Source organism: Reyranella sp. GW821-FHT14A01, from assembly GCF_058803965.1.
In genome coordinates this window covers 33,154-59,669 of sequence record NZ_JBXAPM010000010.1, presented here as the reverse complement: position 1 = coordinate 59,669, position 26,516 = coordinate 33,154, and the positions used below count along the sequence as shown (strand labels likewise).

Annotated in this window: 24 protein-coding genes; 8 read left to right on the top strand and 16 right to left on the bottom strand. The window is 66.0% G+C overall.

All coding sequences use genetic code 11. The features are described from left to right. Window positions 1-10 precede the first annotated feature (10 nt). The 4 genes from AC1ROX_RS18465 to rnd form a co-directional block, all read right to left on the bottom strand. Window positions 11-1,516, bottom strand: a complete 1,506-nt coding sequence (locus AC1ROX_RS18465) for a TIGR01777 family oxidoreductase (RefSeq protein ID WP_493127760.1) — start codon at window positions 1,514-1,516, stop codon at window positions 11-13. Continuing rightward, a complete protein-coding gene (locus tag AC1ROX_RS18460; RefSeq protein ID WP_493127759.1) occupies window positions 1,513-2,208 on the bottom strand; it encodes a DUF4166 domain-containing protein in 696 nt (231 codons plus the stop codon). The genes AC1ROX_RS18465 and AC1ROX_RS18460 overlap by 4 nt, the downstream gene beginning before the upstream one ends. Window positions 2,209-2,280: 72 nt before the next feature. Next, the gene (locus AC1ROX_RS18455; protein ID WP_493127757.1) at window positions 2,281-2,838 is read right to left on the bottom strand and encodes a GbsR/MarR family transcriptional regulator; all 558 of its coding nucleotides are present in this window, start codon (window positions 2,836-2,838) and stop codon (window positions 2,281-2,283) included. A gap of 101 nt (window positions 2,839-2,939) precedes the next feature. Beyond that, entirely contained in the window at window positions 2,940-4,106 is a 1,167-nt protein-coding gene (gene rnd / locus AC1ROX_RS18450; RefSeq protein WP_493127756.1) for a ribonuclease D, read from the bottom strand. A 125-nt stretch (window positions 4,107-4,231) separates the two neighbouring features. Between rnd and aspS the strand changes: the two genes are divergently transcribed. Continuing rightward, window positions 4,232-6,037: an aspartate--tRNA ligase gene (gene aspS / locus AC1ROX_RS18445; RefSeq protein ID WP_493127754.1), complete on the top strand. Its 1,806-nt coding sequence runs from the start codon at window positions 4,232-4,234 to the stop codon at window positions 6,035-6,037. A gap of 83 nt (window positions 6,038-6,120) precedes the next feature. Continuing rightward, window positions 6,121-6,660 (top strand): hypothetical protein, encoded by a 540-nt coding sequence (locus AC1ROX_RS18440; RefSeq protein WP_493127753.1) that lies wholly within the window; start codon window positions 6,121-6,123, stop codon window positions 6,658-6,660. Here AC1ROX_RS18440 and AC1ROX_RS18435 read toward each other — a convergent pair. Beyond that, window positions 6,620-7,597: a 2-hydroxyacid dehydrogenase gene (locus AC1ROX_RS18435; protein ID WP_493127751.1), complete on the bottom strand. Its 978-nt coding sequence runs from the start codon at window positions 7,595-7,597 to the stop codon at window positions 6,620-6,622. The genes AC1ROX_RS18440 and AC1ROX_RS18435 overlap by 41 nt on opposite strands. A 250-nt stretch (window positions 7,598-7,847) precedes the next feature. Here AC1ROX_RS18435 and AC1ROX_RS18430 point away from each other — a divergent pair, with 250 nt between their 5' ends. The 3 genes from AC1ROX_RS18430 (at window position 7,848) to AC1ROX_RS18420 (ending at window position 9,803) form a co-directional block, all read left to right on the top strand. Then, on the top strand, window positions 7,848-8,579 hold the full coding sequence (locus AC1ROX_RS18430; RefSeq protein ID WP_493127750.1) for an EipB family protein: 732 nt from the start codon (window positions 7,848-7,850) through the stop codon (window positions 8,577-8,579). Beyond that, complete coding sequence (locus AC1ROX_RS18425) at window positions 8,573-9,382, top strand: EipB family protein (RefSeq protein WP_493127749.1); 810 nt, start codon at window positions 8,573-8,575, stop codon at window positions 9,380-9,382. The genes AC1ROX_RS18430 and AC1ROX_RS18425 overlap by 7 nt, the downstream gene beginning before the upstream one ends. Before the next feature lie 106 nt (window positions 9,383-9,488). After that, window positions 9,489-9,803: a GIY-YIG nuclease family protein gene (locus tag AC1ROX_RS18420; protein WP_493127747.1), complete on the top strand. Its 315-nt coding sequence runs from the start codon at window positions 9,489-9,491 to the stop codon at window positions 9,801-9,803. Between the two features lie 42 nt (window positions 9,804-9,845). On the opposite strand, the gene AC1ROX_RS18415 is transcribed toward AC1ROX_RS18420, so the two are convergent. Continuing rightward, window positions 9,846-10,751 (bottom strand): ROK family protein, encoded by a 906-nt coding sequence (locus tag AC1ROX_RS18415; protein ID WP_493127746.1) that lies wholly within the window; start codon window positions 10,749-10,751, stop codon window positions 9,846-9,848. 33 nt (window positions 10,752-10,784) lie between these two features. After that, the gene (locus AC1ROX_RS18410) at window positions 10,785-11,810 is read right to left on the bottom strand and encodes a patatin-like phospholipase family protein (RefSeq protein ID WP_493127745.1); all 1,026 of its coding nucleotides are present in this window, start codon (window positions 11,808-11,810) and stop codon (window positions 10,785-10,787) included. Window positions 11,811-11,881: 71 nt separating this feature from the next. Here AC1ROX_RS18410 and AC1ROX_RS18405 point away from each other — a divergent pair, with 71 nt between their 5' ends. Together AC1ROX_RS18405 and AC1ROX_RS18400 are read left to right on the top strand one after the other, a co-directional pair. Next, window positions 11,882-13,108 (top strand): MFS transporter, encoded by a 1,227-nt coding sequence (locus AC1ROX_RS18405; protein WP_493127743.1) that lies wholly within the window; start codon window positions 11,882-11,884, stop codon window positions 13,106-13,108. Window positions 13,109-13,176: 68 nt separating this feature from the next. Continuing rightward, the gene (locus AC1ROX_RS18400; RefSeq protein ID WP_493127741.1) at window positions 13,177-13,881 is read left to right on the top strand and encodes a tellurite resistance TerB family protein; all 705 of its coding nucleotides are present in this window, start codon (window positions 13,177-13,179) and stop codon (window positions 13,879-13,881) included. A 133-nt stretch (window positions 13,882-14,014) separates the two neighbouring features. On the opposite strand, the gene AC1ROX_RS18395 is transcribed toward AC1ROX_RS18400, so the two are convergent. After that, window positions 14,015-15,121 carry an LLM class flavin-dependent oxidoreductase gene (locus AC1ROX_RS18395; RefSeq protein ID WP_493127739.1) on the bottom strand — a complete coding sequence of 369 codons (1,107 nt, stop codon included), beginning with the start codon at window positions 15,119-15,121 and terminating at the stop codon, window positions 14,015-14,017. Window positions 15,122-15,191: 70 nt separating this feature from the next. Here AC1ROX_RS18395 and AC1ROX_RS18390 point away from each other — a divergent pair, with 70 nt between their 5' ends. Beyond that, window positions 15,192-15,758, top strand: coding sequence for a cysteine hydrolase family protein (locus AC1ROX_RS18390; RefSeq protein ID WP_493127738.1), 567 nt, complete (start codon window positions 15,192-15,194; stop codon window positions 15,756-15,758). A gap of 6 nt (window positions 15,759-15,764) precedes the next feature. On the opposite strand, the gene AC1ROX_RS18385 is transcribed toward AC1ROX_RS18390, so the two are convergent. The 8 genes from AC1ROX_RS18385 to topA all read right to left on the bottom strand — a co-directional run bounded on the left by AC1ROX_RS18385 (window position 15,765) and on the right by topA (window position 26,492). Beyond that, window positions 15,765-16,571 (bottom strand): transglutaminase-like domain-containing protein, encoded by an 807-nt coding sequence (locus tag AC1ROX_RS18385; protein ID WP_493127736.1) that lies wholly within the window; start codon window positions 16,569-16,571, stop codon window positions 15,765-15,767. A 44-nt stretch (window positions 16,572-16,615) separates the two neighbouring features. After that, on the bottom strand, window positions 16,616-17,488 hold the full coding sequence (locus tag AC1ROX_RS18380) for a transglutaminase family protein (RefSeq protein ID WP_493127735.1): 873 nt from the start codon (window positions 17,486-17,488) through the stop codon (window positions 16,616-16,618). A 106-nt stretch (window positions 17,489-17,594) separates the two neighbouring features. Further along, window positions 17,595-19,094, bottom strand: coding sequence for an aldehyde dehydrogenase (locus AC1ROX_RS18375; protein WP_493127733.1), 1,500 nt, complete (start codon window positions 19,092-19,094; stop codon window positions 17,595-17,597). Between the two features lie 94 nt (window positions 19,095-19,188). Then, window positions 19,189-19,356, bottom strand: coding sequence for a 50S ribosomal protein L33 (gene rpmG / locus AC1ROX_RS18370; RefSeq protein WP_020696277.1), 168 nt, complete (start codon window positions 19,354-19,356; stop codon window positions 19,189-19,191). Between the two features lie 82 nt (window positions 19,357-19,438). After that, complete coding sequence (locus AC1ROX_RS18365) at window positions 19,439-21,025, bottom strand: S41 family peptidase (protein ID WP_493127732.1); 1,587 nt, start codon at window positions 21,023-21,025, stop codon at window positions 19,439-19,441. A gap of 56 nt (window positions 21,026-21,081) precedes the next feature. Then, the gene (locus AC1ROX_RS18360; RefSeq protein WP_493127731.1) at window positions 21,082-21,486 is read right to left on the bottom strand and encodes a DUF983 domain-containing protein; all 405 of its coding nucleotides are present in this window, start codon (window positions 21,484-21,486) and stop codon (window positions 21,082-21,084) included. 22 nt (window positions 21,487-21,508) lie between these two features. Continuing rightward, a complete protein-coding gene (gene rnr, locus AC1ROX_RS18355) occupies window positions 21,509-23,785 on the bottom strand; it encodes a ribonuclease R (protein ID WP_493127729.1) in 2,277 nt (758 codons plus the stop codon). Continuing rightward, window positions 23,778-26,492 carry a type I DNA topoisomerase gene (gene topA, locus AC1ROX_RS18350; RefSeq protein WP_493127728.1) on the bottom strand — a complete coding sequence of 905 codons (2,715 nt, stop codon included), beginning with the start codon at window positions 26,490-26,492 and terminating at the stop codon, window positions 23,778-23,780. Before topA ends, rnr begins: the two co-directional genes overlap by 8 nt. Between the last annotated feature and the right edge of the window lie 24 nt (window positions 26,493-26,516).

Here is a 26,516-nt window from a genome sequence, read left to right as displayed (position 1 = left end):
CCGCAATTTCCTATCGGCTTGGCTTTCGCGACATCAGGGACACGCGGAAGGCGCTCGCCGGCGAGCATAGGGGTGGAGCGGGCCCCGTGATTGCACCGAGAGCTGCCCTCAAGGTTGGGTAGGTGAACTCAAATCCACTCTTCAGTGCTGCCTTCGGCACGACTCTCTGCCCGCCGAGAAGAAGCTCATTGGCGAAGCCACCCAGAGTGAGCCGCAGGGGTAGGGCAGGGACGGGGAGGATCGCCGGACGTCCGAGGGCTCGGGCGAGGCAGATGGTGAACGTTTTGTTGCGCACCGGTTCCGGTGCGGTGCCGTTGACCGGGCCCGAGAGTGAAGGCGTCGCAATAATGTGGATGATCAGGCGGACGAGATCGTCGCGATGTATCCAGCTCATCCATTGTCGGCCGCTGCCCAGGCGGCCGCCCAGGCCAAGCTCGAACGGCGGCAGCAGGCGGGAGAGCATGCCGCCTTCGGCGGCGAGAACGAGGCCGATGCGCAGGCAAACCACACGCACACCTTCGCGGACCTGCTTCGCCTCGCGCTCCCAGCGAACACAGACGTCGCGAGTGAAACACGCAAGCCCCCTTGAGGCCTCGTCCAGGACTTCATCTTTGTGAAGACCGTACCATCCTATCGCCGAGCCATTGACCAGCACCTGCGGCGGGGTCCGCAAGCGTGCCATCAAGGTCCGCACAGCGCGGGTGACATGAAGGCGTGAACGGACGATGCGTCGGCGCTTTTGCGTCGTCCATAGCCCGTCGGAGATCGGCTCGCCGGCAAGATTGACGACGGCGTCGAACAGGGCATCGTCGGGGATCTGATCGAGTGAAGTGACGATACGCAGCGGAGCGGGCAGGTTCAGTGCGCTGCTGCGCTTGCGTGTCAGGACGGTCACGTCGTGGCGAGCGGCAACGAGAGCTTCGACGAGCCGTTGCCCGATGAAGCCTGTAGCGCCCGTCACCAGGATGGCATGACGCCCGGCCAGCGCCGCCGCGAGCGGGCGGGCATCGGGTGGGACGAGGGAGGGTAGACGTTGTGCCGCCTTGAGGTCGCGCAAGCCCGAGACGACCACCCCCAGCGCTGCGATGGCGCACAGCCAGCTCCAGGGCCAATAGTATGCGGCCAGGATATCGGTCGGCTGCGCAGCCCATTCGAGAACGATCGGCGCGAATAGTGCGAGGATCACACCATAATTCAGTGTCAGAAGGGCATGGACGACGCGCTCGGTGGCCGGAAGAAGGCGCGTACGATCCTCCTCGACGAAGTCCCAAAGCGTGATGAAGAGTTCGCCCACCATCAGCGCAGCCAGGGCCACAGCAAAGGCTCCGTGTGGCTCGGTCCAGCCGAGCACCACGAACATGACCGCATAGGCGAGATTGCGGACGCCATGAAGTCTCAGTTCAAGCGACTGCGTCTGTCGCCAAGCAAGGCGCTCGGTCATTTCATGGTGATAAAAGGTGTCGAAGCCGCCCATCATCATCTGGACGAACACGAACGACCAAAAAAGGTCGATCATTGCAGGTCTCCTTGAAAACGCTCGGCCCGCTCGCGAAACAGGCAGGTCTGGCCGATGATCTCGCCAAACAGCGGATGCCGAAGGGTCAGGACGAACGCGAACCAATCGCCGGCAAAGTCGACATGGCTGATGGTGAGATCGCCCGGGCTCAGTAGCGATGGAAGCCTCAGACGCAGGTCTCCAAGGCGAAAAAAGTAGTGATGGCTATGAAAGTGCAGGGCCTCGGCGTCCGCGTTTAGGGACAAGGCGATGCCAAAGCCGCATCCGATGTATTCTTCGAGTCCCGTAGGACCAGCGAAACGCTTGCTGCTGTGAATGATCTGCGGAAAGCCTCGCCGGCGGCCGTACATGCGTGTCCAGAACTGGCCGCCGGTGGCGCGGTCTTCCGTCACGGTGACGACCGATGGCACCCCGAGGTCGTCGTGGAGTGGCAGTGGTCCGCCGATCGCAACGCAAAGGTGCGCGAGCAAGCTTCCGAACCAGGTGCGCCGGCTTTGTACGATGGTCCCCACGTAGGTCACGGCTGCGCCGGCATCCAGTGGCTTGCCGAAGCGGCGGCGTATGGCCGACGGCAGCAGCAGCCATGCGTGCTCCCCCAGCAGCGTGTGGAACCGGTTATCCTGCGGAACGTCCGGCGTGGAGGAGGCCGGAACCGTACATCCAAGATCGACCAACTTTTTCCAGGGTGCCATAGAGCCTTCCTGATATCCCGTTATGTCAGATATTTCTGTTGAAAGAGAAATAACCGCTCAAATTTTTGTCCTTCATTTCATCCGCGCCAACCCGGCCAGCTTGATGACACGCGATCCGAGCCTGATCAGGGCCATCAGCGTGCTGGGAGGGACGGTCACCATCTGGCTGAACCATGTGTCGAGCGTTGTGACGAAGGCCTGCATCTCAAGAAGGCGCGCCCGGGCAACCTTGCTCACGGTGGGATCGCTGTCGGCTGCTTTCAGCACGTCGCCGATTGCGGCCACCGCCGGATCGATCTCTCGCTCTTTTCTGCCCTGAACGATGCGGGCCATGATTTGCCAGAGATCGGCTTCGGCTTCGTAGTGGTCCCGGCGGTCACCCAATACGGGGACGCGGCGAATGAGCTTCCAGTTGATGAGTTCGCGGATACTGTTGGAGACGTTGGACCGTGCCATGCCGAGGGAATCGGCGATATCCTCCGCCGTGAGCGGCCGATCCGACAGGTAGAGCAGGGCCTGTATCTGAGCCACCGATCGATTGACGCCCCATTGGCCACCCATATCGCCCCAGCGGAGAATGAACTGTTCGACTGCAGCGGGCAGGGGTGTATTGACTGTCTTTTCTGTCATTACAGAAATATATGACGTGCCGTATGGCGAGTCAACTCGTTGGTCCTATGAGCGAGCGAGACGCTCGCGGTCCATGGCTGCGGGCCGCGAGCTCGCGGTCGTCAGGACGAGGAAGACTCGGCCGGGAGCTGGATGAGCTTGGGCTGGTCGCCGTTCAGCGCCAGCGCGAGCCGGCCCTCGATCAGGTCGACGGCATCGGACCCGAACACTTCCTGCCGCCAGCCCTTCAGGGCCGCGATGTCGCGCTTGCCGGCGGCCAGGCGATCGAGTTCGTCGGCGCTCGCCACCAGGCGGCCGGCCACGCCGGCCTGCTCGGCCTTGAGCCGCAGCAGGGTGCGCAGCAGGTCGACGATGGCGCCCGGCGCGCGGATCTGCTCGGGGGCCTTGTCGCGCACCGGCAGCTCCGATTCCGGCAGGGCGCGCGCCCGCTCGATGGCTTCCATCAGCTCGCGACCCTGCCAGCCTTCCGCGAAGCCGCGGCCGAGGCCGCGTGTCGCGGCGAGCTCGTCGATCGACTTCGGCGCATGGGCCGCGATCTCCAGGAGCTGCTCGTCGCGCAGCAGGCGCTGGCGGGGAATGTCGATGCGCTGGGCCGTGCGCTCGCGCCAGGCGGCGACCTCCTTGAGGATCGCCATCACGCGCGGGGAGGCGCCCCGGGGCTTCAGCCGGCGCCAGGCCTGCTCGGGGTCGGCCCGATAGGTCGCCGGATCGTTCAGAATCCCCATCTCCTCGGCGATCCACGAGAAACGGCCGGTCTTGTCGAGCTGCTTCTTCAGCTTCTCGTAGACGACCCGCAGGTGGGTGACGTCGGACAGGGCGTAGGTGATCTGGCGCTCGCTGAGCGGCCGGCGGCTCCAGTCGGTGAACCGGCTCGACTTGTCGATCTTGGCCTTGGCCAGCCGGGTGGCGAGGGACTCGTAGGAGGCGGCCTCGCCATGGCCGCAGACCATGGCGGCGACCTGGGTGTCGAACAGGGGGCCCGGCACCTTCTGGAGGCGCAGGTAGAAGATTTCGAGGTCCTGCCGGGCCGCGTGAAAGACCTTGAGGACCTTGGGGTTGAGCATCAGCTCGTCCAGCGGGGCGAGGTCGATGCCTTCGGCCAGCGTGTCGATCGCGGCCGCGTCGTCGGGGCCGGCGACCTGGGCCAGGCAGAGCTTGGGCCAGTAGGTCCGCTCACGCATGAACTCGGTGTCGACGGCAACAAACTCGGTGTCGGCGAGGGGCTTGCAGAACGCTGCCAGCTCGTCGGTCGTTGTGATGAGCTTCATTGGGGACGATCTATAGACCCCGCCGCGGCTCCGGCATAGTTGCCGCAAACGGAAAGTGGCCAATCCCTTGACTTGGCATGACTTTCGGTGCCTTTTGCCGGGCCTCAAAACCCGGAAAATACGTAATGTCTTCAGTCTACCGAACCCATACGTGCGGCCAGCTGCGGCCCGAGCATGTCGGCCAGCAGGCCCGTCTTTCGGGCTGGGTCCAGCGCAAGCGCGACCACGGCAACCTGCTGTTCATCGACCTGCGCGATCACTATGGCGTGACCCAGGTCGTGGTGGACGTCTCCAGCCCTGTCTTCAAGACTGCAGAGGCTGTGCGTAACGAGAGCGTCATCACGGTCACCGGCAAGGTCGTGGCCCGCGAGGCCTCGACCGTGAACGCCAAGCTGGCGACCGGCGCGGTCGAGCTCGATGCCGCCGAGCTGGTCGTGCAGTCGATGGCCGACCCGCTGCCGATTCCGGTCTACCAGGAGCACGACACCACGCCGGAGGAGCTGCGCCTCAAGTACCGCTTCCTCGACCTGCGCAAGGACAAGCTGCACAAGAACATCATCCTGCGCAGCCAGGTGATCGCCAGCCTGCGCCGCCGCATGATCGACCAGGGCTTCACCGAGTTCCAGACGCCGATCCTGACCGCCGACAGCCCCGAGGGCGCGCGCTCCTACCTGGTGCCGAGCCGCCTGCATCCGGGCAAGTTCTACGCCCTGCCGCAGGCGCCGCAGATGTTCAAGCAGCTGCTGATGGTGTCGGGCTTCGACCGCTACTTCCAGATCGCACCGTGCTTCCGCGACGAGGATGCGCGCGCCGACCGCTCGCCCGGCGAGTTCTACCAGCTCGATTTCGAGATGAGCTTCGTCACCCAGGAAGACGTATTCGAGGCGATCGAGCCGGTTCTGGGCGGCGTGTTCCAGGAGTTCGCCTCGTTCAACCGCGAGACGCCGCGCAAGGTCTCGGCTTTCCCGTTCCCGCGCATTCCCTTCGCCGAGGCGCTGCTGTCGTTCGGCACCGACAAGCCCGACCTGCGCAACCCGCTGCGCATCTTCGAGGTGGGAGAGGTCTTCGCCGGCTCCGAGTTCAAGGTGTTCGCCGGCATCGTCGCCAAGGGCGGCGTGGTGCGTGCCATCCGGGCGCCCAAGGCCGCCAGCCAGCCGCGCAGCTTCTTCGACAAGCTGAACAGCTGGGCGCAAAGCGAGGGCAAGCCCGGCCTGGGCTACATCACGCTGGAGAACGGGGCCGGGAAGGGACCGATCGCCAAGTTCGTGGCCGACGAGCGGCTGGCCAAGCTCAAGGAGCTGACCGGCGCGGAGGACGGCGATTCCGTGTTCTTCGTGGCCGACACCGCCGACACGGCCTGGAAGTTCGCCGGCCAGGCGCGCACCAAGGTCGGCCAGGAGCTGGGCGTGATCGACGAGGACCAGTTCGCGCTGTGCTGGGTCGTCGACTTCCCGATGTTCGAGTACGACGACAAGCTGAAGAAGATCGACTTCAGCCATAACCCGTTCTCGATGCCCCAGGGCGGGCTCGAGGCGCTCGAGACCCAGGACCCGCTCACCATCAAGGCGTGGCAGTACGACATCGTCTGCAACGGCATCGAGCTGTGCTCCGGCGCGATCCGGAACCACAAGCCGGACATCATGTACAAGGCGTTCGGCATTGCCGGTTACAGCAAGGAAGAGGTCGAGGCGCGCTTCGGCGGCATGCTGAACGCGTTCAAGTTCGGCGCCCCGCCGCACGGCGGTGCCGCACCGGGCGTCGACCGCATCGTCATGCTGCTGGCCGACGAGCCCAACATTCGCGAGATCATCACCTTCCCGATGAACCAGTCGGCGGTCGACCTGATGATGGAGGCTCCGGCCGAGGTTCCGGCCGAGAAGCTGCGGGAGCTGCACATCGGGTTGCGTCTGCCGCCGGCCAAGAAGGACTAGGTGTGGTAGGAAGAGTGTAAAATTGACCGGGCCGGTAAGGCTCAGTACAATCAATGAGTTATAGTCTTTTTATAAAGAAGATTATGAGCTCATTTCAGCTCTCTTCCTTCATGGTCCTGCCGCTCGTGGTGGGGCAGGCGCTCCTGACGAGCGCCTGCGGCGTGCCCGCCGCCGTCTCGGTAGCGAGCTACGCGGCCGATGGCGGCCTGCTGGTGACCTCGGACAAGACCTCGACCGACCATGTCTATTCGGTTGTGACCAAACAGGACTGCGCGATCTGGCGCGTCTTCAGGGGCCGGCAGGTCTGCACGGCACGTGCCGACGGCAAGGACCCCTACAACACCGACTATACCGAGCCCCAGCGCATGGTCTCGGAGAGCGGCGTCGAATATTCCGCGCCGCTGCGACCCGCGCCCAATGCGCCGGCCGTGAGCTGGGATCCTGCCGTCTACAAGTCTTCGCCGGCCGCACCGCCGGCAGCGGAAGGACCGATGACGGCTAGCGCGGAGCCCGCGCCGACGACCACCGCTGTCTCGTCGACTCCGCCCAAGCCCAAGAAGGCCAAGACAGTGCAGCGCTCCGCTAAGAAGCCTTCACGAGGTCCGGCGGCGACTGCCCCCTGAGCAGGAAGGCCTCGAGATTGTCGAGCGCCTTGAAGCCCATCGCATTGCGGGTCTCGACCGTGGCCGAGCCCATGTGCGGCAGCAGGAACGCGTTCTCCAGATCGTAGTAGCCCTGATGCATCCGCGGCTCGCCGTCGAACACGTCGAGGCCGGCCGAGGCGAGGTGGCCGCTCTTCAGCGCCGCGATCAGCGCCTCGTCGTCGACCACGCCGCCGCGCGCTGTGTTCACCACGATGGCGCCCTTGGGCAGCCGGGCGATGCGCTCGGCATTCACCCACTTGGCGGTTGCCGGCGTCATCGGCGCATTGATCGACAGGAAGTCGCAATGCGGCAGCATGTCGTCGGGATTGGCGTGGAACACCGCGCCCTTCTCAAGGTCGGGCGCCAGCCGGCTGCGGTTGGAATAGTGGATCTGCATGCGGAAGGCGCGGGCGCGGTCGGCGGTCGCCTGGCCGATGCGGCCCATGCCGAGGATACCGAGTCTCTTGCCGGTGACGTGGGTACCCATGAGCTGCGTCGGCGTCCAGCCGACCCAGTTGTGGGTCCGCAGCATGCTGGCGCCTTCGTGCGCGCGGCGTGCGGCGCCCAGCAGGCAGAGCATCGTGATGTCGGCGGTGGCGTCGGTCAGCACGTCCGGCGTGTTGCTGACCACGATGTTTCGCTTGGCCGCGGCGGCCACGTCGACATGCTCGTAGCCCACCGAGAAGGTGGCGATCATGCGCACCGAGGCGGGCAGGGCGGCGATCGTCGTGGCGTTCAGCGCATCGCCCGCGGCACACATGATGCCGTCGAAGCCTTCCGATGCCTTGGTCAGGGCCGGGCCGTCATAGAGCCGATCCTCCGGGTTGAGTCGCGCATCGAAATTCGCCGAAAGACGTGCCTCGACGTCGGGCGGGAAGTGCCGGGTGGCCAGGACCTTCGGCTTGCCGTTGCTCATTGAAAAATTCCTCCCTGTGTAGCCCTGACGCAGGCGATCATTCTGGTATTCCGCGCGCATGGATATTACGCTTGGCAGCCCGGCTACAAGGCCTAGCCTCTCAAGCCCTCGTCAGTTGACCACGTATAGTTTTCGCCGTCCTCGCGTCCAAACAGCGGCCGTACTCGCCGCCGTCGGCGTTCTTGTGTTGCTGGGCCTGTGGATAAACGGCGCCGACGCGCAGCAGCAACCGTCGCCGGATTCGCCCTTGGTGCCGCATCGTGCAACCTACGACATGAAGCTGTCGGTGGCGCGACCGAACAGCGGAATCGTCGAAGTGAGCGGGCGCATGGTGCTGGAGACCGTCGAAGCCTGCGAGGGTTGGGAGGTCAAGCAGCGCATCAAGCTCAAGTTCCTGCGCAACGACGGCGACGAGTTCACCACCGATTCGAGCTTTACCAGCTACGAGACCAAGGACGGGCTCTCGCTACGCTTCAGTGTCCGCAACATCCAGGACGACGAGGTCGAGGAGGAACTGCGCGGCAACGCCGATCTCGATGCGCCGGGCGCCAAGGGACGGGCGAGCTTCTCGTTGCCGGAGGCGCGCAGCTTCGAGCTTCCCGCCGGGACGCTGTTCCCGACCACGCATCTCGCTTTGGTTCTTCGCCACGCCCGCGACGGCGACAAGTCGGCGTCCTATTCGGTGTTCGACGGCGCCCGCCTCGACGGCGCCTTCCAGGTGAACGCCGTGATCGGCCGGCCGCCGCGCCAGACCGGCTCTCCGGTGGTCCGCGGCGACGTCGCGCTGCTGCGCAATCAACCCGCATGGGGCGTGCGTTTCGCCTTCTTCGCAACCGGTGACCAGGGCGCCCATCCCGAGTACGAATTGGCCCTCGACTTGCTCGGCAACGGTATTGCCCGTTCCATGCTGCTCGACTACGGCGAGTTCGCCGTGGATGCTCGTCTCGTCCAACTCCAAGCCCTGCCGAGGCCCAGATGCTGAATCGCCGTCTGCTTGTGCCCGTTGCCAGCTTTCTCGTCCTCGCCGCTCCGGCGATGGCGCAGGAGATGGTGCCTCATCGCGCGGTCTACGAGGTCGGTGCGATCGAGAACGGCAAGCCGACCGGCAGCACGCCCGGCACCTACGCCTATGAACTCAAGCTCACCTGCGACGGCTATGTCATCTACCAGCGCCTGCGTCTCGAAGCGGCCGGCCAGCGCTCGGCCGTGATCAGCGAGCAGCAGACCCAGATGACCGAGAGCAAGGACGGCAGGAAGCTGACCTTCGAGCACCGCTCGGTGGCCGGCGGCAAGCAGACCAGCCTGATCAAGGGCGAGGCGAGCATGGACGACGACGGCACCGGCGAAGCGCGCTTCACCGATCCGGAGAACCAGACCGTGGCCCTGCCGAAGGGCACGCTGTTTCCCGTCGCCATCGCCCGCGCCACGATCCGCGCCGCTAAGGCCGGCGAGAACGGCTTCGACGCGCTGTTCTTCTTCGGCGACAAGGTGAAGCCGCCGCAGCAGGTCAACGCCGTGATCGGCAAGGTGCCGAAGCGGCTGGCCGACGTGAAGATCCCGGAGGGCGCCGAGGAGCTGGTCGACGGCCGCACCCGCATCTACTACCGCGCCGGCTTCTTCGACGGCGAGGCGAAGGGCCAGGGGGGCGGAGAGCCCGCCTTCGAGATGAGCAGCGTCACACTCGACAACGGCATCGAACTCTACGGCACCCACGAGCAGGGCGACGGCGGCATCGAATACCGCATCACGCGCCTGGAGCCGATCCCGAAGCCGGAGTGCAAGTGAGGTAAGGATCCCTCGCTGCGCTCGGGATGACACGAGAGGGTTGTTCCAAAACAGGTGTCATCCCGAGCGCAGCGAGGGATCCTTAACTTCTCTCGCGACCTCATAAATGCCGACCTACTGGGTCTACATCCTCACCAACACCAGTCGAAACGTCATGTATGTCGGCGTGACCAACAACCTCGAAAACCGGATCGCTCAACATCGTGAAGCCTCGAGAGACAGCTTCACGGGCCGCTACAATGTGACGACCTTGGTTTATGCCGAGGATTACCAGTACGTCGAAGATGCGATTGCCAGAGAAAAGCAGATCAAGGGCTGGCGACGATCGAAGAAGAACGAACTGGTCGAGGCCGCCAATCCCACATGGGCCGATCTTTTGGAAGCACTACCGAGTAAGGATCCCTCGCTACGCTCGGGATGACACCTCCTTTGTCATTCCGAGCGTAGCGAGGAATCCTTCCTCTTAAACCGGCCACAACCACGCAGCGCCGCGGACGCCGCTGGAGTCGCCGTGCGTCGGCGGGCGCAGTTTCGTGGCGATCTTGTCGCGTTCGGAGAAGATGTAGTCCTTCCAGAGTTCGGGCACGCTCTCGTAGAGCTGCGGGATCTTCGAGAGGCCGCCGCCCAGCACGATGATGTGGGGATCGATCAGGTTGACGACGTTCGCCAACGAGCGCGCGAGGCGGTCGCAGTAGCGGTCGAGGCATTCGCCCGCGAGGGCATCGCCGGCCGCCGCGGCATCGGCGATGTCCGTGGCGCGCAGCTCGCGGCCGGCGGCTTGCGCGTACTGACCCTGGAAGGCCGGGCCGCTCAGCCACGACTCGACGCAGCCGTATCGCCCGCAATAGCAGTGCGGGCCGGGGCGCTCGTCGTCGCGGGGCAGGGGCAGGGCATTGTGGCCCCATTCGCCGCCGATCGCCTGGGCGCCCACCAGCGGCTTGCCGTCGATCACGATACCGCCGCCCACGCCGGTGCCGAGGATCACACCGAACACGATCGGGGCGCCGGCACCCGCGCCGTCGGCCGCCTCCGAGACGGCGAAGCAGTTGGCATCGTTGGACAGGCGCACGTCGGCGCGACCCAGCCCGTGCATCAGGTCGATGTCGAGCGGCCGGCCGTTCAGTCGCGTCGAGTTGGCGTTCTTGATCAGGCCCGTGGCCGGAGAGAGCGCGCCGGGATGGCCGATGCCGACGCGGCAGCGCACGCCGACCGTGGCTTCGAGCTCGCGCACCACGCCGACCACGGCACCGACGGTGGCTTCGTAGCTGTCCTGCGGGGTCGGCACGCGAAGCCGCGCCCGTTCCGTACCATCATCGCCGAGGACCAGTCCCTCGATCTTTGTGCCGCCGAGATCGATGCCGATGCGCATGAACCTGACTTTGAAAATACCAAAAGAGAAATCTCACAAGAAACGGGCGCGGATGTCGATGCTGTTCTCGACGCCGACCTTGTCGAACGTCGAAGCCAGCCATTGGGTTGCAGCGGAACGGCCGGCCTGGAACAGGTGGTCGAGGAACTCGGGCTCGATGTTGAACTTGCTGACGGCGCCGAGCGGGCGGAGCGTCGGGGCATCGGTGATCGAGTGGATCAGCAGCTTCTTCAGGCGCTCGCCGAACTCGCCGGTGACCGCGCCCTTGTCGATCAGCTCCTGCACGAAGGCGATGGCCCGCATCTCGGCCATCAGTGCGCCGCCGAAGGTGATCTCGTTCAGCCGGTCGGCGATCTCTGCGTTGGAGCGCGGAATGCCTTCGCGGCCCGGCGGATCGACCTCGACGATCACCACGTCGGCACTCTCGCTGTTGTAGATGAACGGCCAGATCGGCGGATTGCCGCGGAAGCCGCCGTCCCAGTAAGGCTCGCCGTCGATCACCACGGCTTCGTGGATGCTGGGCAGGCAGGCCGAGGCCAGCAGCGCGTCGATCGACAGCTCCTCGCGCGTGAAGATGCGCACCTTGCCGGTCGCCACGTTGGTCGCGGCGATGAAGGCCTTGATCTGGTGGCAGGCGCGGACGGCCTCCTGGTCGAAGTGCCGCGTCAGGAGATCGCGCAGCGGATCGAACTTCAGGGGATTGCGCTGCCAGGGCGTAAGCGTGCGCTGGATCAGGTCGGCCCATAGGGCGCCCGGTGAATCGTCGAGGTTCCAGTTGCCCTGCAGGCGATCGAGCGGTGTGCGCCGGATGGGACTGGCGATCGACATCTGGCCAAGCTCGCCCCAGAAGGCGGCAAGTGCTGCGCGGGCGCCAGCGGGACCGCCCTTGGCCCAGCCCTGCAGGAAGATCGCGGCATTCATCGCGCCGGCGCTGGTGCCGCTCACCGCCTCGAACTCGAGACGGCCATCCTCGATCAGCGCGTCGAGCACGCCCCAGGTAAAGGCGCCGTGGCTGCCGCCGCCTTGCAGGGCGAGGTTGATGCGTTTGGTCTCGGTCATGCGTCTATCCTCGCGGCCCATGCGGCGTTAGGGTCATCGTTCTGTAAAGAACGGGCGGAGCTGTCGGTATTATGGCGAAGGAGAGGGCGGGAGGACCGTGGCGAAAACGCCCGTCGACCATCCTGTGGATGCTCTCGCTGGGGCAGCTCGTCACCTGGGGCATCGTCTACTACACCTTCCCGCTGTTCGTCGTGCCGATGACCCAGGAGCTCGGCTGGTCGCGCAGCGCAATGTTCGGGGCGCTGTCGGCGGGACTCCTTACGGCGGGCCTCTGCTCCATCGCCGTCGGCGCCTGGATCGATCGCGGCCATGGCCGCCTGCTGATGACCGGCGGCTCGGTCCTCGCGGCCGTGCTTCTCTTCCTGTGGTCGAGGGTCGATTCGCTGCCGCTGTTCTATGCGATATGGATCGGACTTGGCGCCTGCCAGGCGGTGACGCTCTACGAGCCCGCCTTCGCGGTGATCACCCGCGTTTACGGTCCGCGCTACAAGCAGGCGATCCTGCTGATGACCTTCCTTGGCGGACTGGCCAGCACCTTCGGCATTCCCCTGGCGCAGTTCCTGATCGAGCAGATCGGCTGGCGACCGGCGCTCGACGTGATGGCGGCCATCGTCCTGGGCGTTGGCGCCATGCACTGGCTGATCGTGCCGGGTCCAACGGTGAAGGCGGTGCCGATCGCCGAATCGAAGCCGCCCGTGGAAGGCGTTGCGAAGAGGAGTCCGCTCGCCACCGCGGTTCGCGTGCCGGCCTTCTGGGGACTGATCGTTGCCTTTGCGGGATATGGGCTCGCCTTCTCGGCCATGAGCTTCCATCTCATCCCGCTCCTCGACGATCGCGGCGTGCCGATCGGCGTGATCATGGCGATCATCGCCCTGATCGGCCCCATGCAGGTCGTGGGGCGGGTGCTGCTGATGGTGGGTCAACGCCACATCACGACCATTCAGCTCGGGGCGATCATCTACTTCGCCTTCCCGCTCTCGATGGCTTTCCTGGCGACCGGCATCACCGACGTCTATCCCCTGATCCTGTTCGCCATCGTCTATGGCGTGGCCAACGGCCTCGTCACCATCCTGCGCGGCATGGCCGTGCCGGAGTTCATCGGCCCGGAAGGTTACGGCGTCGTGTCCGGTGCGCTCACCATGCCGACCAACGTCATGCGCGCTGCCGGCCCGCTGATGGCCTCGCTCGCCTGGGGATATTTCGGCGGCTACACGCCGGTCTTATGGGGCCTGGCGGGCATCATGCTGATCGCAGCCTTGGGCTTTGCGGCCGCGGCATTTCTTTCCAAACGGGCCTGAACGCCAGCTTTTGCCACAATCGCACATCAAGTGAACTCGCGTCTTTCGGACCAAAGAAGCGAGGCCTCATGTTCAACGCGAAGCAGTTGCTGGATCAGTTCATGGGAGGCGGCCAGAGTGGCCAAAGCGGCGCTGGAGATTTTCTACGTGGCGCCGGTGGCGGTGCCCTCGCCGGTAGCCTGGCGGCGCTGGTGCTGGGCAGCAAGGCCGGCCGTGAGATCGGTGGCGAGGCGCTGAAGATGGGCGGCATGGCCGCGGTCGGCGCGCTTGCCTACAAGGCCTATCAGGACTGGCAGGCGGGCAAGCCGGCCGCGCCCGCGACGCCCCAGGCTCCTCCGGTTCCGATGCTGCCGGCGCCCAGCGGGACGCCGTTCAATCCGTCGACCGAGGCCGGCCAGCAGACGCTGGCGCGCCACCTGTTGCGCGCCATGATCGCCGCCGCCAAGGCCGACGGCCATGTCGATGCCCAGGAGCAGGCGCGCATCTTCGCCGAGATGGACAAGCTGCCGCTCTCGTCCGAGGACAAGGCCTTCGTGATGGACGAGCTGCGCGCCAAGCTCGACGTCGATGCCGTGGCCGATGCGGCCGCGACGCCGGAGGAGGCGGCCGAAATCTATGCTGCGTCGTTGCTGGCCATCGACGTCGATAACGCGGCGGAGCGCGGCTACCTCGGCATGCTGGCCGCGCGCCTCAAGCTCGACGACGCGCTGGTGGCGCATCTCCACGGCAGCGTCGCCTCCGCCACCGGCAAGAACGTGCCGGTCGCCGCCTGAGATTGGCTATCGAATATGAGTAAGGATCCCTCACTTCGTTCGGGATGACACCGGTCTGTTGGTGGGCGCACTGCGCCAATTCCAGCAATCGTGTCATCCCGAGCACAGCGAGGGATCCTTCGCTTTTCGTCGCTTACTCCGCCGCGAGCCGCACGGCCTTCGGCTTGAGGTGCTGCACCTTCGGCATCACCTCCTTCGACAGCAGCTCGAGCGAATGGCGCCAGGCCTGCGGGTTCTCGACATAGTCGAAGCCGAAGACCAGGAGCTGTCCGAAGCCACCGACCTCGTCGTAGATCTTCTCGATCTTCTCGACGACGGTCTTGGGCGATCCCACGATCCAGTTGTGCTTGGCGCAGTATTCCGGCGTCACGTCGGAGTCGGCCGCGCTCGGATCGTGCTTCAGGTACTCGAAGAAGCCGAACTGGGCGAGCAGGGGCAGGAAGTATTCCCGCATCATGCGGCCCATGTGCGAACCGACGGAGAGGCGCATCGCTTCTTCGTCGGTGTCGGCCACGAAGACCTCGCGCACCATGCGCCACTGGCCGCGGTCGGGCGTGCGGCCCGACTTGGCGGCGCCGATCTCCACCGACTCCCAGTGGCTCTTCACATAGGCCGGGTTGAGGTTGAGGCTCATCGGGAGATAGCCCTTCTCGCCGGCGAGTTTCAGCGTGTCGGAACCCTTGGAGAGGCCGGCGACGCCGATCGGCGGGTGCGGGGCCTGCAATGGCTTGATGTGCGGCTTCAGGAAACCGAACATCGTGTCGGGCTTGGTGACGTGCCAGTACTTGCCCTTGTAGTCGAAGGGCTCGGTCGACGACCAGAGCTTCAGGATGATGTCGAGCGCCTCGCGCGTCATCTCGCGGTTGGTGCCCGACATGCCGTCGACGTTGAACATCGCCCAGTCGCTGGGCAGGCCCGACGCCGCGACGCCGAAGTTCAAACGCCCGCCCGAGATATGGTCGAGCATGGCGACCCGGTTCGCCAGCTCGGCGGGGTGGTGATAGGGCAGCAGGAAGCCGCCGGGACCGAGGCGGATGTTCTTGGTCTGCATCAGCGCCTGCGCGACCAGCAGGTCGGGCGAGGGATGAGGTTCCCAGGGGGCGGTGTGATGCTCGCCGATCCAGGCTTCGGTGAAGCCCAGCTCGTCGAGCCAGCGGATCACCTGAAGATCCCATTCGTGGCCGTCCTTCAGGGACCGCTCGGGCGGATGAGACGGCATGGTGAAATAACCGAACTGCATCGTTTCCTCCTGTTTTCGTTGAGGACAAGTCGACTACCATCGCGAGCGGGACGCAAGGGGGCAGGGATGCATGGCTGACGACGTTTTGATTCTCATCGACCAGCAGAAGGCCATGGATCATCCCAAGTGGGGACCCCGCAACAATCCCGGCGCCGAGGCCAACATCGCCCGCCTGCTGGCCGACTGGCGTCGCCGCGCCGCGCCGATCGTCCACGTGAAGCACGATGGTACGAAGCCGGAGTCGCCGTTCCGGCCGGGCCAGGAAGGCAACGATTTCCTGCCGCTCACCGCGCCGTTGGAGGGCGAGCTGGTCGTGACCAAGAAGGTGCACAGCGCCTTCATCGGCACCGACCTCGCAGCCGGCCTGCAGGCGATGGCGGGCGCCGGCGGCGAGAAACCGCCGCTGGTGATCTGCGGCGTGCTGCTGGCCAACTCGGTCGAGGCGACGGTGCGCGTCGCCGGCAATCTCGGCTTCCGGGTGCGCCTGCCAAGCGATGCCTGCTGGTCGTGCGACAAGCGCGATCTTACCGGCCGGCTATGGCCGGCCGAGGACGTGCATCAGCTCACTCTGGCGCTGCTGGACGGCGAGTATGCCGAAGTGACGACGGTCGACGAAATCCTCGCCGGCGTGCGCTGATGCGCGTCAGACCATTTCGTCGGTTATGACCTTGAAGCTCACCAGCGTATTGGGGCCGAACGTATGGGTGATCGGCACGTCGGCGGCGTCGCGGCCCCGGCCGATCAGGATGCGGCCGATGCGCGGCGTGTTGTTGCGCGCGTCGAATGGGTACCACTGTCCGCCGAGATAGGCTTCGAACGAGCCGGCGAAATCCATCGGCGCATCGACCGGTGGCACGCCGATGTCGCCTAGATAGGCGGTGCAATAGCGTGCGGGAATGTTCATGCAGCGGCAGAACGTAACCGCCAGGTGAGCGTAGTCGCGGCACACGCCGTTGCCTTCGTTGAAGGCCTCCCAAGCCGTCTTGGTTGGCCGGGCATGCTCGTAACCGAAGGTGATGTGATCGTGCACATAGTCGCAGATCGCTTGGACGCGGGCCCAGCCGGGCGGCCCTTTTCCGAAGAGGCTCCATGCTATTTCGGAGAGGCGATCGGTGTCGCAATAGCGGCTGCCAAGAAGATAGACCAAGGTTTCGGAGGGCAGATCCTCCACCGCATGCTGCGGGGCCGACAGCACGGTCTTCTCTGGCCTTCCTGAATCACGGATGATGCCATTGCCGGAGAGCCGTATCCGCCCGGCCGGCGCGACAAGGCGGCTACACAGGTTGCCGAATGCGTCGCGATAGCGGGTAATTGGTACGGCCGGATCGGTTGTCAGTTTGTCGGACTCGACGAGATCGCCTGCCCGTGAGGGATGGGTGCCCAATATCGCAATCATTGGAGTTGGCTGCGGGAAGTCGTAGACGATCTCGTACCCAATGCGAATCTTCATTCCGACGCCCTCGAGTCACAATGCGGCAGAGATCGATCAGGCGTCTAGGCCGGATCGGGCGTGACGCTGACGTGGACCTCCATGCCAAGAGTATCGGCCCGGGAGCCGACGAAGGTACCGTGCAGCGGTAGTGCCTGCTCGGGATCGCGCACGACCGCCACCGTAACGAGACTGGCCTTGCCGACGTTGCCGCTGGTCGGATCGAAATCGATCCAACCCATAGCGGGCAGATAGACCTGCGCCCACGCATGCGTCGCGCCGTGCGCCTCGGTCGGCGCCACGTTCGGCATCGTGGCGAGGTAACCCGAGGCGAAGCGGGCGGCGAGGCCCAGCGAGCGCGCGGCATCGATCATCAGGAGCGCAAAGTCGCGGCAGCTGCCGTGGCCGAGTTCGAGCGTCTCGCGCGGCGCCTGCACGCCCTTGGCCTCGCGGCGACGGTAGAGGAAGCCGTCGTGGATGCCCTGGGAGAGACGTGCCATGAGTTGGAGGGCAGAGATCTGACCGTCCGCGGGCAGGAATCGGCGTGCCCAATGGGCGACCGCGTCGTCGGGCCCGATATCGTGGCGATGGATGCAGTAGGCGAGGTTGGCCGTCTCGTCGGCGTAGTCGACGGGAAAGAGGGCCGCGGCTTCGTCAGGGCCGGGATGAGCGGCGTGGGTGGGTGAATGTTCGAGGCTGACCACGCTCGCGAAGGTGAGTTCGGTGGCGACACCGGCGAACTCGGCGATGGCGACGTGGTTGCCGAAATCGTCCGTCTCATGGCGCAAGCTGGAAGGGGCGGGCTGGATTTCGAGGCTTATCTCGATGACGCGCTGATCGTGCGAGTCGCGGGGCCGCAGCATCATGCGGTGCTCGCCGAAGGCGACCGGCTGCCGGTATCGATAGGTCGTGACGTGCCTTATTGTCAGTGACGGCATGACCTCTCCCTGACCTTCTTCAAAGCATGTTTCGGGCCAAGCCGATACCTCAAACGAAACAAGGCGGCCCACAGGCCGCCTTGTCCTTGTGCGAATTGGAGGTAGCTCAGCCGAGCTGGATCCAGGTCGTCTTCATCTGCGTGAACTTGTCGAAGGCGTGCAGCGACTTGTCCCGGCCGTTGCCCGACTGCTTGTAGCCGCCGAACGGCGTGGTGATGTCGCCGCCGTCGTAGGTGTTCACCCACACCGAGCCGGCGCGCAGGGCCTTGGAGAACTTGAAGGCCTTGTTGATGTCGGAGGTGAAGATCGCCGAGGCGAGGCCGTAGATCGTGTCGTTGGCGACGGTGAGGGCCTGTTCGGCATCCTTGACCGGGATGACCGACAGGACCGGTCCGAAGATCTCCTCCTGGGCGATCTTCATCTTGTTGTCGACATTGTCGAACACGGTCGGCTCGATGAACGAGCCGGCATTGTCGATGTGCACCTGCTTGCCTCCCATGGCGAGCTTGGCGCCTTCCTTCTGGCCGGCGTCGATGTAGCCCATGACCCGCTTGGTCTGGGTCTCGTCGACCATGGCGCCCATCTGCGTCTTGGGGTCGAGCGGGTCGCCCGGCATCATCTTCTGGCCGATCGCCATGACCTTGGCGAGGAACTCGTCCTTGATCTTGTCCTCGACGATGAGGCGCGAGCCGGCGGTGCAGACCTCGCCCTGGTTGAACCAGATGCCGAAGGCCGTGCGGCGGGCGGCGATGTCGAGGTTCGGCGCGTCGGCCAGCACGATGTTCGGCGACTTGCCGCCGCACTCGAGCCAGACCTGCTTCATGTTGGATTCGCCGGAGTAGCGGAGGAAGTACTTGCCGACTTCCGTCGAGCCGGTGAAGGCCAGCACGTCGACGTCCATGTGACGGCCGAGCGCCTGGCCCGCGGTCTCGCCGAAGCCCGGCAGCACGTTGAACACGCCCTCGGGGATGCCGGCCTCGGCCGCCAGTTCGGCGAGGCGCAGCGCGGTGAGGGGCGACTGCTCGGCCGGCTTCAGGATCACCGAGTTGCCGGCGGCCAGCGCCGGCGAGATCTTCCAGCAGGCCATCAGCAGCGGGAAGTTCCAGGGCACGACGCAGGCCACGACGCCGGCAGCCTCGCGGGTGATCATGGCGATGACGTTGCCCGGGGTCGGGGCGACCTCGTCGTAGATCTTGTCGATGGCTTCACCGAACCACTGGACGGTGTTGGCCGAGCCCGGGATGTCGACCGACGCGGAGAAGGCGATCGGCTTGCCCATGTCGAGCGTCTCGAGCAGGGCCAGCTCCTCGCGATTCTTCATCATGAGGTCGGCAAGCTTCAGCATGATGCGCTTGCGCTGGGCCGGCGCCATGTTGGCCCAGGTGCTCTTCTCGAAGGCGGCGCGCGCGGCCTTCACGGCGGCGTCGACGTCGGCCTGCTCGCAGGCGGCGACCTTGGTCAGGACCTGGCCGGTCGCGGGATTGACGCAGTCGAAGGTCTTGCCGGTCTGGGAGGGGACGAACTTGCCGCCGATGAAGGCCTGGTTGCGGTAGCTCAGACCGCCGATGCGGCCTTTCCAGTCGTCGCGCGAAAGCTGGGCGCTCATGATCTCTCTCCTCCTGTTGGATGGCGCGGGACCCTAGCCCACGAAAAAGCCGCCCGGAAGGGCGGCTTGGTCGTCGGTCCTGCAGAGCGGCAGGCTATTTGATCTTCGATTCCTTGAACACGACATGCTTGCGAGCGACCGGGTCGTACTTCTTGAGTTCGAGCTTCTCGGTCTTCGTGCGCGGGTTCTTCTTGGTCACGTAGAAGAAGCCGGTGTCGGCGCTGGAGATCATCTTGATCAGGATGGAAGTCGGCTTGGCCATGGCAATTGTCCTTAAGCCCCGGAGGGCGAATTCGCAGAGGCGGGCAAAGTAGTCAGCGGGGCTGCCGTGTCAACCCCTCAAGCTAGGGGCGGGCGGCGGCCTGGAAGGTCGCCGCTTGCACGGCGTGGGCATAAAGGGCGCGGTCGCGCAGCAGGCGGACGGCGAGATCGACGTCGGCCTCCGGTGCGCTCTCGCCCGGCGGGCAGATCTTGCGCAGGTCGGTCACTTCCTGCGGCGTGGGATTGCGCAGCGCGTGCCAGCGCATCAGCTGGCCCTGGTTGGAGTCCACCGAGGCGGCGCCGAGCTTGCTCGCATCGCCGACCTTCGAGGTGCAGATGTTGGGCAGCACGCCGAGCTCGTTCCAGGTGTAGCCGGACGGCGCCTGCAGGCGCGACCAGGTGAGGATCAGCTCGCCCTCGTTGGCCAGCCGCACGACGGTCTGGACCGTGCCCTTGCCGTAGCTGGTGGTGCCGATCACGACGGCGCGGCCGCGATCCTGAAGTGCTGCGGCCACGATCTCGGCGGCCGAGGCCGAGCCACCGTTCATCAGCACCACGATGGGAATCTGTCCGGCGGCGGCGCGGCCGTTGGAGCTGCGATAGGTGCGCTTGCTGTCGGGGTGGCGACCGTTGGTCGAGAAGATCGTGCCGTCGCCGATGAACATTTCCGAGACCGTCTGGGCCTGGTCGAGCAGGCCGCCGCGGTTGGAGCGCATGTCGATGATGATGCCCGTGAGGTTCTGGCCGATATCGGCCTTGGCCTTGTCGAGGGCGGCGCGGAGATTTTCGGTCGTCGCCGTGTTGAAGCCCGTCAGGTGGATCAGCGCCACGTCGCCCCGGCGCTCGTAGACCACCGTGGTCGGGACGATGCGGCCGCGCTTCATCGGCAGGGTCAGTTCGGCGCCCATCGAGGGGCGGAGCACCTTCATGGTGACCGGCGCGCCGACCGCGCCGCGCAGCTTGGCCACGACGTCGGACAGCGGGCGGTCGATCATCGAATCGGAGTCGATGGCCAGGATCTGGTCGCCGACCTCGATGCCGGCCTTGGCGGCGGGCGAGCCCTCCTGGACGGCGCGGATCAGGATCTTCTTGTCCTCGGTGCGCTCGACAGTGATGCCGACGCCGCCGCCGCCGTCGCGCTGGAAGCGGTTGTCCCGGGCTTCGTCGGGGTCGGCGTAGCGGCTGTTGCGGTCGAGCTGCTTGGTGGTCGCCGTCATCGCCTGGCGGATCAGCACCTGGCGGTCGATCTGCTGCAGAGCAGGTGAAGAGTCGATCGAGCCGGCCATCAATTCGGTCAGGGTGGTGCCCCAGGCGCGGCCGTCCGTGGTGTCGGACGGGGCGGGGCGGCTGACGACTTCCTTGCCGTCGCGCTTCACCGTGAGGCTGCTGTCGCTGGCCTCGAGAACCAGCGTGGAATCGCTGCTGGCGAAGCCGCGATAGGCCTCGACCGAGAGATTGCGGAAATTGGGTTCGTAGAGATGGCGGTCGCCGATGGCCCGGTAGGCCTGGAGGACGACCCGTTCGATTCCGACATCGCTGGCCGCGGCGCGACTTTCGGCCTGGCTACTCGGCGCGTCGGGAGCGGTCGCACAGGAGACGACCAGACAGGCAGCAACAAGCGACGCTGTCGCGCGCGACAGCGTCGTACGAAGAAAAGGGAATTGAGGCACTTCCATACCCGGCGGCAACCAGCATAGCACAGGCCGTCGGCGGGCGGCCACGTCGTTCAGGCTGAGGGGTCGTAGCTCTCGGACGCAGCCTTGGGAGCACCCATTTTCTGGACCCAAAGCAGCGCAATTACGGCGCCTTTTATGCGAGGCAGCAAATAAAGGGCAAGTGCGACAGAGAGCGGCAGCCACAAAAGGGCGTGCAGCCAGAGCGGCGGCTCGGTGCCCCAGCGCTCGACCAGGAGCACCAGCGGCACCACGATGTGACCGACGATGAAGATGGTGAAATAGGCGGGCGCGTCATCGGCGCGATAGGGCTCAAGCGCCAGGTCGCAGACCTCGCAATGGCCCTTCATCTTCAGATAGGATCTGAACAGCCGGCCCTTGTCGCAACGCGGGCAACGGCCGTGCCAGCCCCTCATCAGGGCGGTCCAGAAATCAACCGGAGCGTGTTCGCCATCCATGGATAGAAGATGGGCCCGGCGATTACTTTCGTCGGCGTGACCCTTTGTCCCGTGACGGCCCGCGATGCGCGACGGGACGCCGCGGCGGTCCTCCACCGCCTTTGCCATGTGGCGAACGGAAAGTGCGCGGCGCCGCTTGCCGCTCGACCCGCTCGATCACGTCGACGATCTCGAACAGCAGGCCGCCGGTGGCGGTGTCGGCCTCGACCAGCTTGATCTGCAACCGGTCGCCCAAGCCGAAGGTCTCGCCGGTGCGCTCGCCGATCAGGACCTGCCGGCCCTCGTCGTGGCGGAAGAATTCCTGGCCGAGCGAGCGGATCGGAATGAGCCCGTCGGCGCCGGTGCCGTCGAGCGAGGCGAACAGGCCGAAGCGGGTGACGCTGGTGACCCTGCCGGGGAAGGTGGCACCGACATGGGCCGCCATGAAGGCCGCCACGTAGCGGTCCATGGCGCCGCGCTCGGCGGCCACGGCCCGGCGCTCGCACATCGAAAGATGCTCGCCGAATTCAGTGAAGCGGCCCTTGTCGTCGGCCACGAGGCCGCCGTCGCCCAGCCCGTAGGCCGCGATCAGGGCGCGGTGGACGATGAGGTCCGGGAAGCGGCGGATCGGTGAGGTGAAATGGGCGTAGCGCGCCAGGGCCAATCCGAAATGGCCGAGATTGTCGGGGCTGTAGACGGCCTGGCTCTGGCTGCGCAGGACCGTCTGGCTGACGAGCTGGGACACCGGCTTGTCGGCAACCTCATGCAGGATGCGGTTGAGATCGGCCGGGCGCAGCCGCTGGCCGGTCGGAACCTTGAGTCCCAGAGTGCCGAGGAATTCGCGCAGCGCCTCGAGCTTGGCGAGGTCGGGCTGGTCGTGGACGCGGTAGAGGCAGGGGGCGTGGCGCTGCTCCAGCGCCTGCGCCGCCGCGACGTTCGCCAGCACCATGAATTCCTCGATCAGCTTGTGGCTGTCGAGCCGCTCGCGCACGCCGATCCGCGCGATGTGGCCGTCCTTGCCCAGCGTGGCGACGCGCTCCGGCAGGTCGAGGTCGAGGGCGCCGCGGGCTTCGCGTGCCGCCAGCAGGACCCGGTAGGCGCCGTAGAGCGGCCGCACGACCTGGTCCATCAGCGGCTCGATCTCCTCGTCGGGCGTGCCATTCATGGCGCGCTGCACCCGGTTGTAGGTGAGGCGGGCGGCCGAGCGCATCATGGCGCGGTGGAACTTGTGGCGCTTGAGATCGCCTTCGGCGTCGATCCACATCTCGGCCACCAGCACCGGGCGATCCTCGTGCGGGATCAGTGAGCACCAATGATTGGAGAGCTGCTCCGGCAGCATCGGCACGACGCGGTCGGGGAAATAGACCGAGGTGCCGCGCCGGTAGGCGGCGCGGTCGAGCGGCCGATCGTGGCGCACGTACCAGGCGACGTCGGCGATGGCCACGAGGATGCGCCAGCCGCCGGGATGGTTGGGATCGGGCTCGGCGAACACCGCGTCGTCGAAGTCGCGCGCGTCCTCGCCGTCGATCGTGACCAGCGGCACGCTGCGAAGGTCGACGCGCTGGCCCATGGGCGCGGCCTTGGCCTTCTCCGCTTCCTCGAGCGCAGCTTCGGGGAAATCGATGGGGATGTCGTTGGCGGCGATCGAGATCAGGCTGATGGTGCGCGGATCGCTCATCGGCCCGATGCGCTCGACGACCCGCGCCCGGCGAGTGAGCGAGCTGCCGGTCTCCTCGATCCACACGATGTCGCCCGGCAAGGCGCCGTTCTTGTCGCTGGGTCGCACGTCGAATTCGCGGCGCAGCTTGCGGTCGGTCGGTGTGACGAGGCCCTGCCCATGACGGCCGTCCGGCTCCTCGTAGAGACCGAGGATCTTCTTCGGCCCGCCGCCGAGGCGGCGGATGATCCGGGCTTCGTAGGTGTTCTTGCCGCGGCGCTTCAGGCTCGCCAGCACGCGGTCGCCGACGGCTGGGGCCGGCACGTTGCGCGAGGCCGGCGCCACGACCTCGATGCGCGGGGCAGGCCCGTCCTTTTCGTCGTCGTGACGGCGCGGCACGGCCAGCAGGTGGCCATCATTGTCGACCGAGACGATCTCCAGCACGGCCGTCTCGGTGAGCGCCTGCGGATCGCGGAAGGTCTTGGCCCGATCGGGTGCGATCTCGCCGGTGTCGCGCAGGTCGCGCAGCAGCTCCTTGAGCTCGATGCGCTGGTCGCCCTTCAGCCCGTAGGCCCGCGCGATCTCGCGCTTGCCGACAGGCGTTTCGCTCTCGCGGATGAAGGCCAGCAGTTCGTCGCGGGTCGGGACCTTGCCCTTAGCCATCGGTGCCGGTGCGGGGCGGGGCGTCGGACTTGTCCTTGTCCTTGGCCGCCTTCTTCTTCGCGGCAGGCTTCTTCTTGGCGGCGGCCTTCTTCGCCTTGGGCTTGGCGCCGGCATCGTTAGCCGCGTTGGGGGCCGCCTCGGGCGCCGCCTTCTTGGCCTTCGCAGCCTTCGGCTTCTTTCCGCCACCCTTGGCGGCGCGCTCGGCCAGCAGCGCGACCGCCTGGTCGAGCGTCAGCTCCTCCGGCTTGATGTCGCGCGGGACCGTGGCGTTGACCCCGCCATGCTTCACATAGGGGCCGTAGCGGCCGTCGTAGAGTTCGACCGGCGCCTCGTCGGACGGATGGTTGCCGATGCTGCGGATCGGCTTGGCGGCGGTACGCCCGCGCGGGACCTTGGCCTCGGCGAGCAGGGCCACGGCGCGGTTCATGCCGATGTCGAGCACGCTCTCGTCGGACGGGATCGATTTGTACTTCGGCCCGTGCTTCACGTAGGGGCCGAAGCGGCCGACGCCGGCGAGGATGGTTTCGCCATCCTCGGGATGCGGTCCCAACTCACGCGGCAGCGACAGCAGCGCCAGCGCCTTTTCGAGCGTCAGGTCGTTCGGCGTCATGTCGCGCAGCAGCGACTGACGCTTGGGCTTCTCCTTGCCCTCCGGCTCGCCGAGCTGGACATAGAGACCGTAGGGACCCTTGCGCAGGGTGACCTGCTTGCCCGTCACCGGGTCGATTCCCAGAATCTTGGGGCCGTCAAGATTCTCGCCGCTGGCCGCATCGGCGTCGGCATCGATGATGCCGAGCTTCCGCGTGAAGCGGCACTCCGGATAGTTCGAGCAGCCGATGAAGGCGCCGAACTTGCCGAGCTTCAGGCCGAGGCGGCCGTTGGCGCAGGACGGGCAGTCGCGCGGGTTCTTGCCGCCATTGTCATTGGCCGGGAAGAAGTGGGGGCCAAGCTCCTCGTCGAGCTTGTCGAGCACTTCCTTGACTCGTAGCTCCTTGGTCTCGCCGACCGCCGCCGAGAAGGCCTTCCAGAATTCGCGCAGCACCTCGTGCCAGTCGATCTTGCCGCTGGAAATATCGTCGAGCTCTTCCTCGAGATGGGCGGTGAAGCCGTACTCGACGTAGCGCGGGAAATAGGTCTGAAGGAACGCCGTGACGATGCGGCCGCGATCCTCGGGAATGAAGCGCTTGCGGTCGAGGCGCACGTAGTTGCGGCGCTGCAGGACCTCGATGATGCTGGCATAGGTCGAGGGGCGGCCGATGCCCAGCTCCTCGAGCTTCTTCACCAGGCTGGCTTCCGAGTAGCGCGGCGGCGGCTCGGTGAAATGCTGTTCCGGCACGACCTCGCGCCGGTCCATCGCCTCGTTCTCGGTGACATCGGGCAGGATGCTGCCCGACTCTTCGTCGTCGCTCTTGTCGTCCTGGCCCTCGTCGTAGAGGGCCAGGAAGCCGTTGAACTTCACGACCGAGCCGGTGGCGCGCAGCTGCACGGTCTTGTCGCCGCTGGCGATGTCGACCGTCACCTGGTCGAGCACGGCGCTTTCCATCTGGCTGGCGACGGTGCGCTTCCAGATCAACTCGTAGAGGCCAAGCTGGTCTTTATCCAGATAGGCCGCGACGTCCTGCGGCGTGCGGAAGAGATCCGTCGGGCGGATCGCCTCGTGCGCCTCCTGGGCGTTCTTGGCCTTGGACGTATAGATGCGCGGGCTGGCCGGCACATAGGCCTCGCCGTACTTCGTCTCGATCAGGCGGCGGGTCTGGCCGATCGCCTCCGGCGCGAGCTGCACGCCGTCGGTACGCATATAAGTAATGAGGCCGACCGTCTCGCCGCCGATATCGACACCTTCATACAGGCGCTGGGCGATGCGCATGGCGGTGGCGGCGCCGAGGCCGAGCTTGCGCGAGGCTTCCTGCTGCAGGGTCGAGGTGATGAAGGGCGGCGGCGGGTTGCGGCGGACCTGTCGGCGGTCGATCGAGGAGACCGCGAAGGCGCGGCGCTCGATCTCGCGCTTGGCCTGCTCGGCGCGCTCCTGGGTGTCGAGGTCGAACTTCTCGAGCTTGCGGCCGTCGAGATGGGTGAGGCGGGCCTTCAGCACCTGCTTCTTGGCGGTGCCGAAATAGGCGTCGACCGTCCAGTATTCGCGGCTCTTGAAGACCTCGATCTCAGACTCGCGCTCGCAGATCAGGCGCAACGCCACCGACTGGACGCGGCCGGCCGAGCGGCTGCCCGGCAGCTTGCGCCACAGGACAGGAGAAAGAGTGAAGCCCACCAGATAGTCGAGGGCGCGGCGCGCCAGGTAGGCGTCGATCAGCGGCTGGTCGAGGTCGCGCGGGTTGGCGACGGCGTCGAGGACGGACTTCTTGGTGATGGCGTTGAAGGTGACGCGCTTCACGTCGACGCCGGCCAGCGCCTTCTTGTGCTGCAGGATGTCGAGCACATGCCAGGAGATCGCCTCGCCTTCGCGATCCGGGTCGGTGGCGAGGTAGAGCTTGCCGCCATTGCGGACGGCTTGGGCGATCGCGTCGATGCGCTTCTGCGACTGGGCATCGACTTCCCAATCCATGGCGAAGTCTTCGTCCGGCCGGACCGAACCATCCTTGGGCGGAAGGTCACGGACATGACCGTACGAGGCCAGCACGGTGTAGCCGGGGCCCAGATACTTCCCAATGGTCTTAGCCTTGGCCGGGGACTCGACGACCAGTACGTCCATCGCCGGAATATGCTCCGTTTGATT

Bases quoted from the DNA above. Each gene is read 5' to 3' on its own strand.
- AC1ROX_RS18465 (WP_493127760.1), bottom strand. From the start codon at position 1,516: ATGATCGACCTTTTTTGGTCGTTCGTGTTCGTCCAGATGATGATGGGC.
- AC1ROX_RS18460 (WP_493127759.1), bottom strand. From the start codon at position 2,208: ATGGCACCCTGGAAAAAGTTGGTCGATCTTGGATGTACGGTTCCGGCC.
- AC1ROX_RS18455 (WP_493127757.1), bottom strand. From the start codon at position 2,838: ATGACAGAAAAGACAGTCAATACACCCCTGCCCGCTGCAGTCGAACAG.
- rnd (WP_493127756.1), bottom strand. From the start codon at position 4,106: ATGAAGCTCATCACAACGACCGACGAGCTGGCAGCGTTCTGCAAGCCC.
- aspS (WP_493127754.1), top strand. From the start codon at position 4,232: ATGTCTTCAGTCTACCGAACCCATACGTGCGGCCAGCTGCGGCCCGAG.
- AC1ROX_RS18440 (WP_493127753.1), top strand. From the start codon at position 6,121: ATGAGCTCATTTCAGCTCTCTTCCTTCATGGTCCTGCCGCTCGTGGTG.
- AC1ROX_RS18435 (WP_493127751.1), bottom strand. From the start codon at position 7,597: ATGAGCAACGGCAAGCCGAAGGTCCTGGCCACCCGGCACTTCCCGCCC.
- AC1ROX_RS18425 (WP_493127749.1), top strand. From the start codon at position 8,573: ATGCTGAATCGCCGTCTGCTTGTGCCCGTTGCCAGCTTTCTCGTCCTC.
- AC1ROX_RS18420 (WP_493127747.1), top strand. From the start codon at position 9,489: ATGCCGACCTACTGGGTCTACATCCTCACCAACACCAGTCGAAACGTC.
- AC1ROX_RS18415 (WP_493127746.1), bottom strand. From the start codon at position 10,751: ATGCGCATCGGCATCGATCTCGGCGGCACAAAGATCGAGGGACTGGTC.
- AC1ROX_RS18410 (WP_493127745.1), bottom strand. From the start codon at position 11,810: ATGACCGAGACCAAACGCATCAACCTCGCCCTGCAAGGCGGCGGCAGC.
- AC1ROX_RS18405 (WP_493127743.1), top strand. From the start codon at position 11,882: ATGGCGAAGGAGAGGGCGGGAGGACCGTGGCGAAAACGCCCGTCGACC.
- AC1ROX_RS18400 (WP_493127741.1), top strand. From the start codon at position 13,177: ATGTTCAACGCGAAGCAGTTGCTGGATCAGTTCATGGGAGGCGGCCAG.
- AC1ROX_RS18395 (WP_493127739.1), bottom strand. From the start codon at position 15,121: ATGCAGTTCGGTTATTTCACCATGCCGTCTCATCCGCCCGAGCGGTCC.
- AC1ROX_RS18390 (WP_493127738.1), top strand. From the start codon at position 15,192: ATGGCTGACGACGTTTTGATTCTCATCGACCAGCAGAAGGCCATGGAT.
- AC1ROX_RS18385 (WP_493127736.1), bottom strand. From the start codon at position 16,571: ATGAAGATTCGCATTGGGTACGAGATCGTCTACGACTTCCCGCAGCCA.
- AC1ROX_RS18380 (WP_493127735.1), bottom strand. From the start codon at position 17,488: ATGCCGTCACTGACAATAAGGCACGTCACGACCTATCGATACCGGCAG.
- AC1ROX_RS18375 (WP_493127733.1), bottom strand. From the start codon at position 19,094: ATGAGCGCCCAGCTTTCGCGCGACGACTGGAAAGGCCGCATCGGCGGT.
- rpmG (WP_020696277.1), bottom strand. From the start codon at position 19,356: ATGGCCAAGCCGACTTCCATCCTGATCAAGATGATCTCCAGCGCCGAC.
- AC1ROX_RS18360 (WP_493127731.1), bottom strand. From the start codon at position 21,486: ATGGATGGCGAACACGCTCCGGTTGATTTCTGGACCGCCCTGATGAGG.
- rnr (WP_493127729.1), bottom strand. From the start codon at position 23,785: ATGGCTAAGGGCAAGGTCCCGACCCGCGACGAACTGCTGGCCTTCATC.
- topA (WP_493127728.1), bottom strand. From the start codon at position 26,492: ATGGACGTACTGGTCGTCGAGTCCCCGGCCAAGGCTAAGACCATTGGG.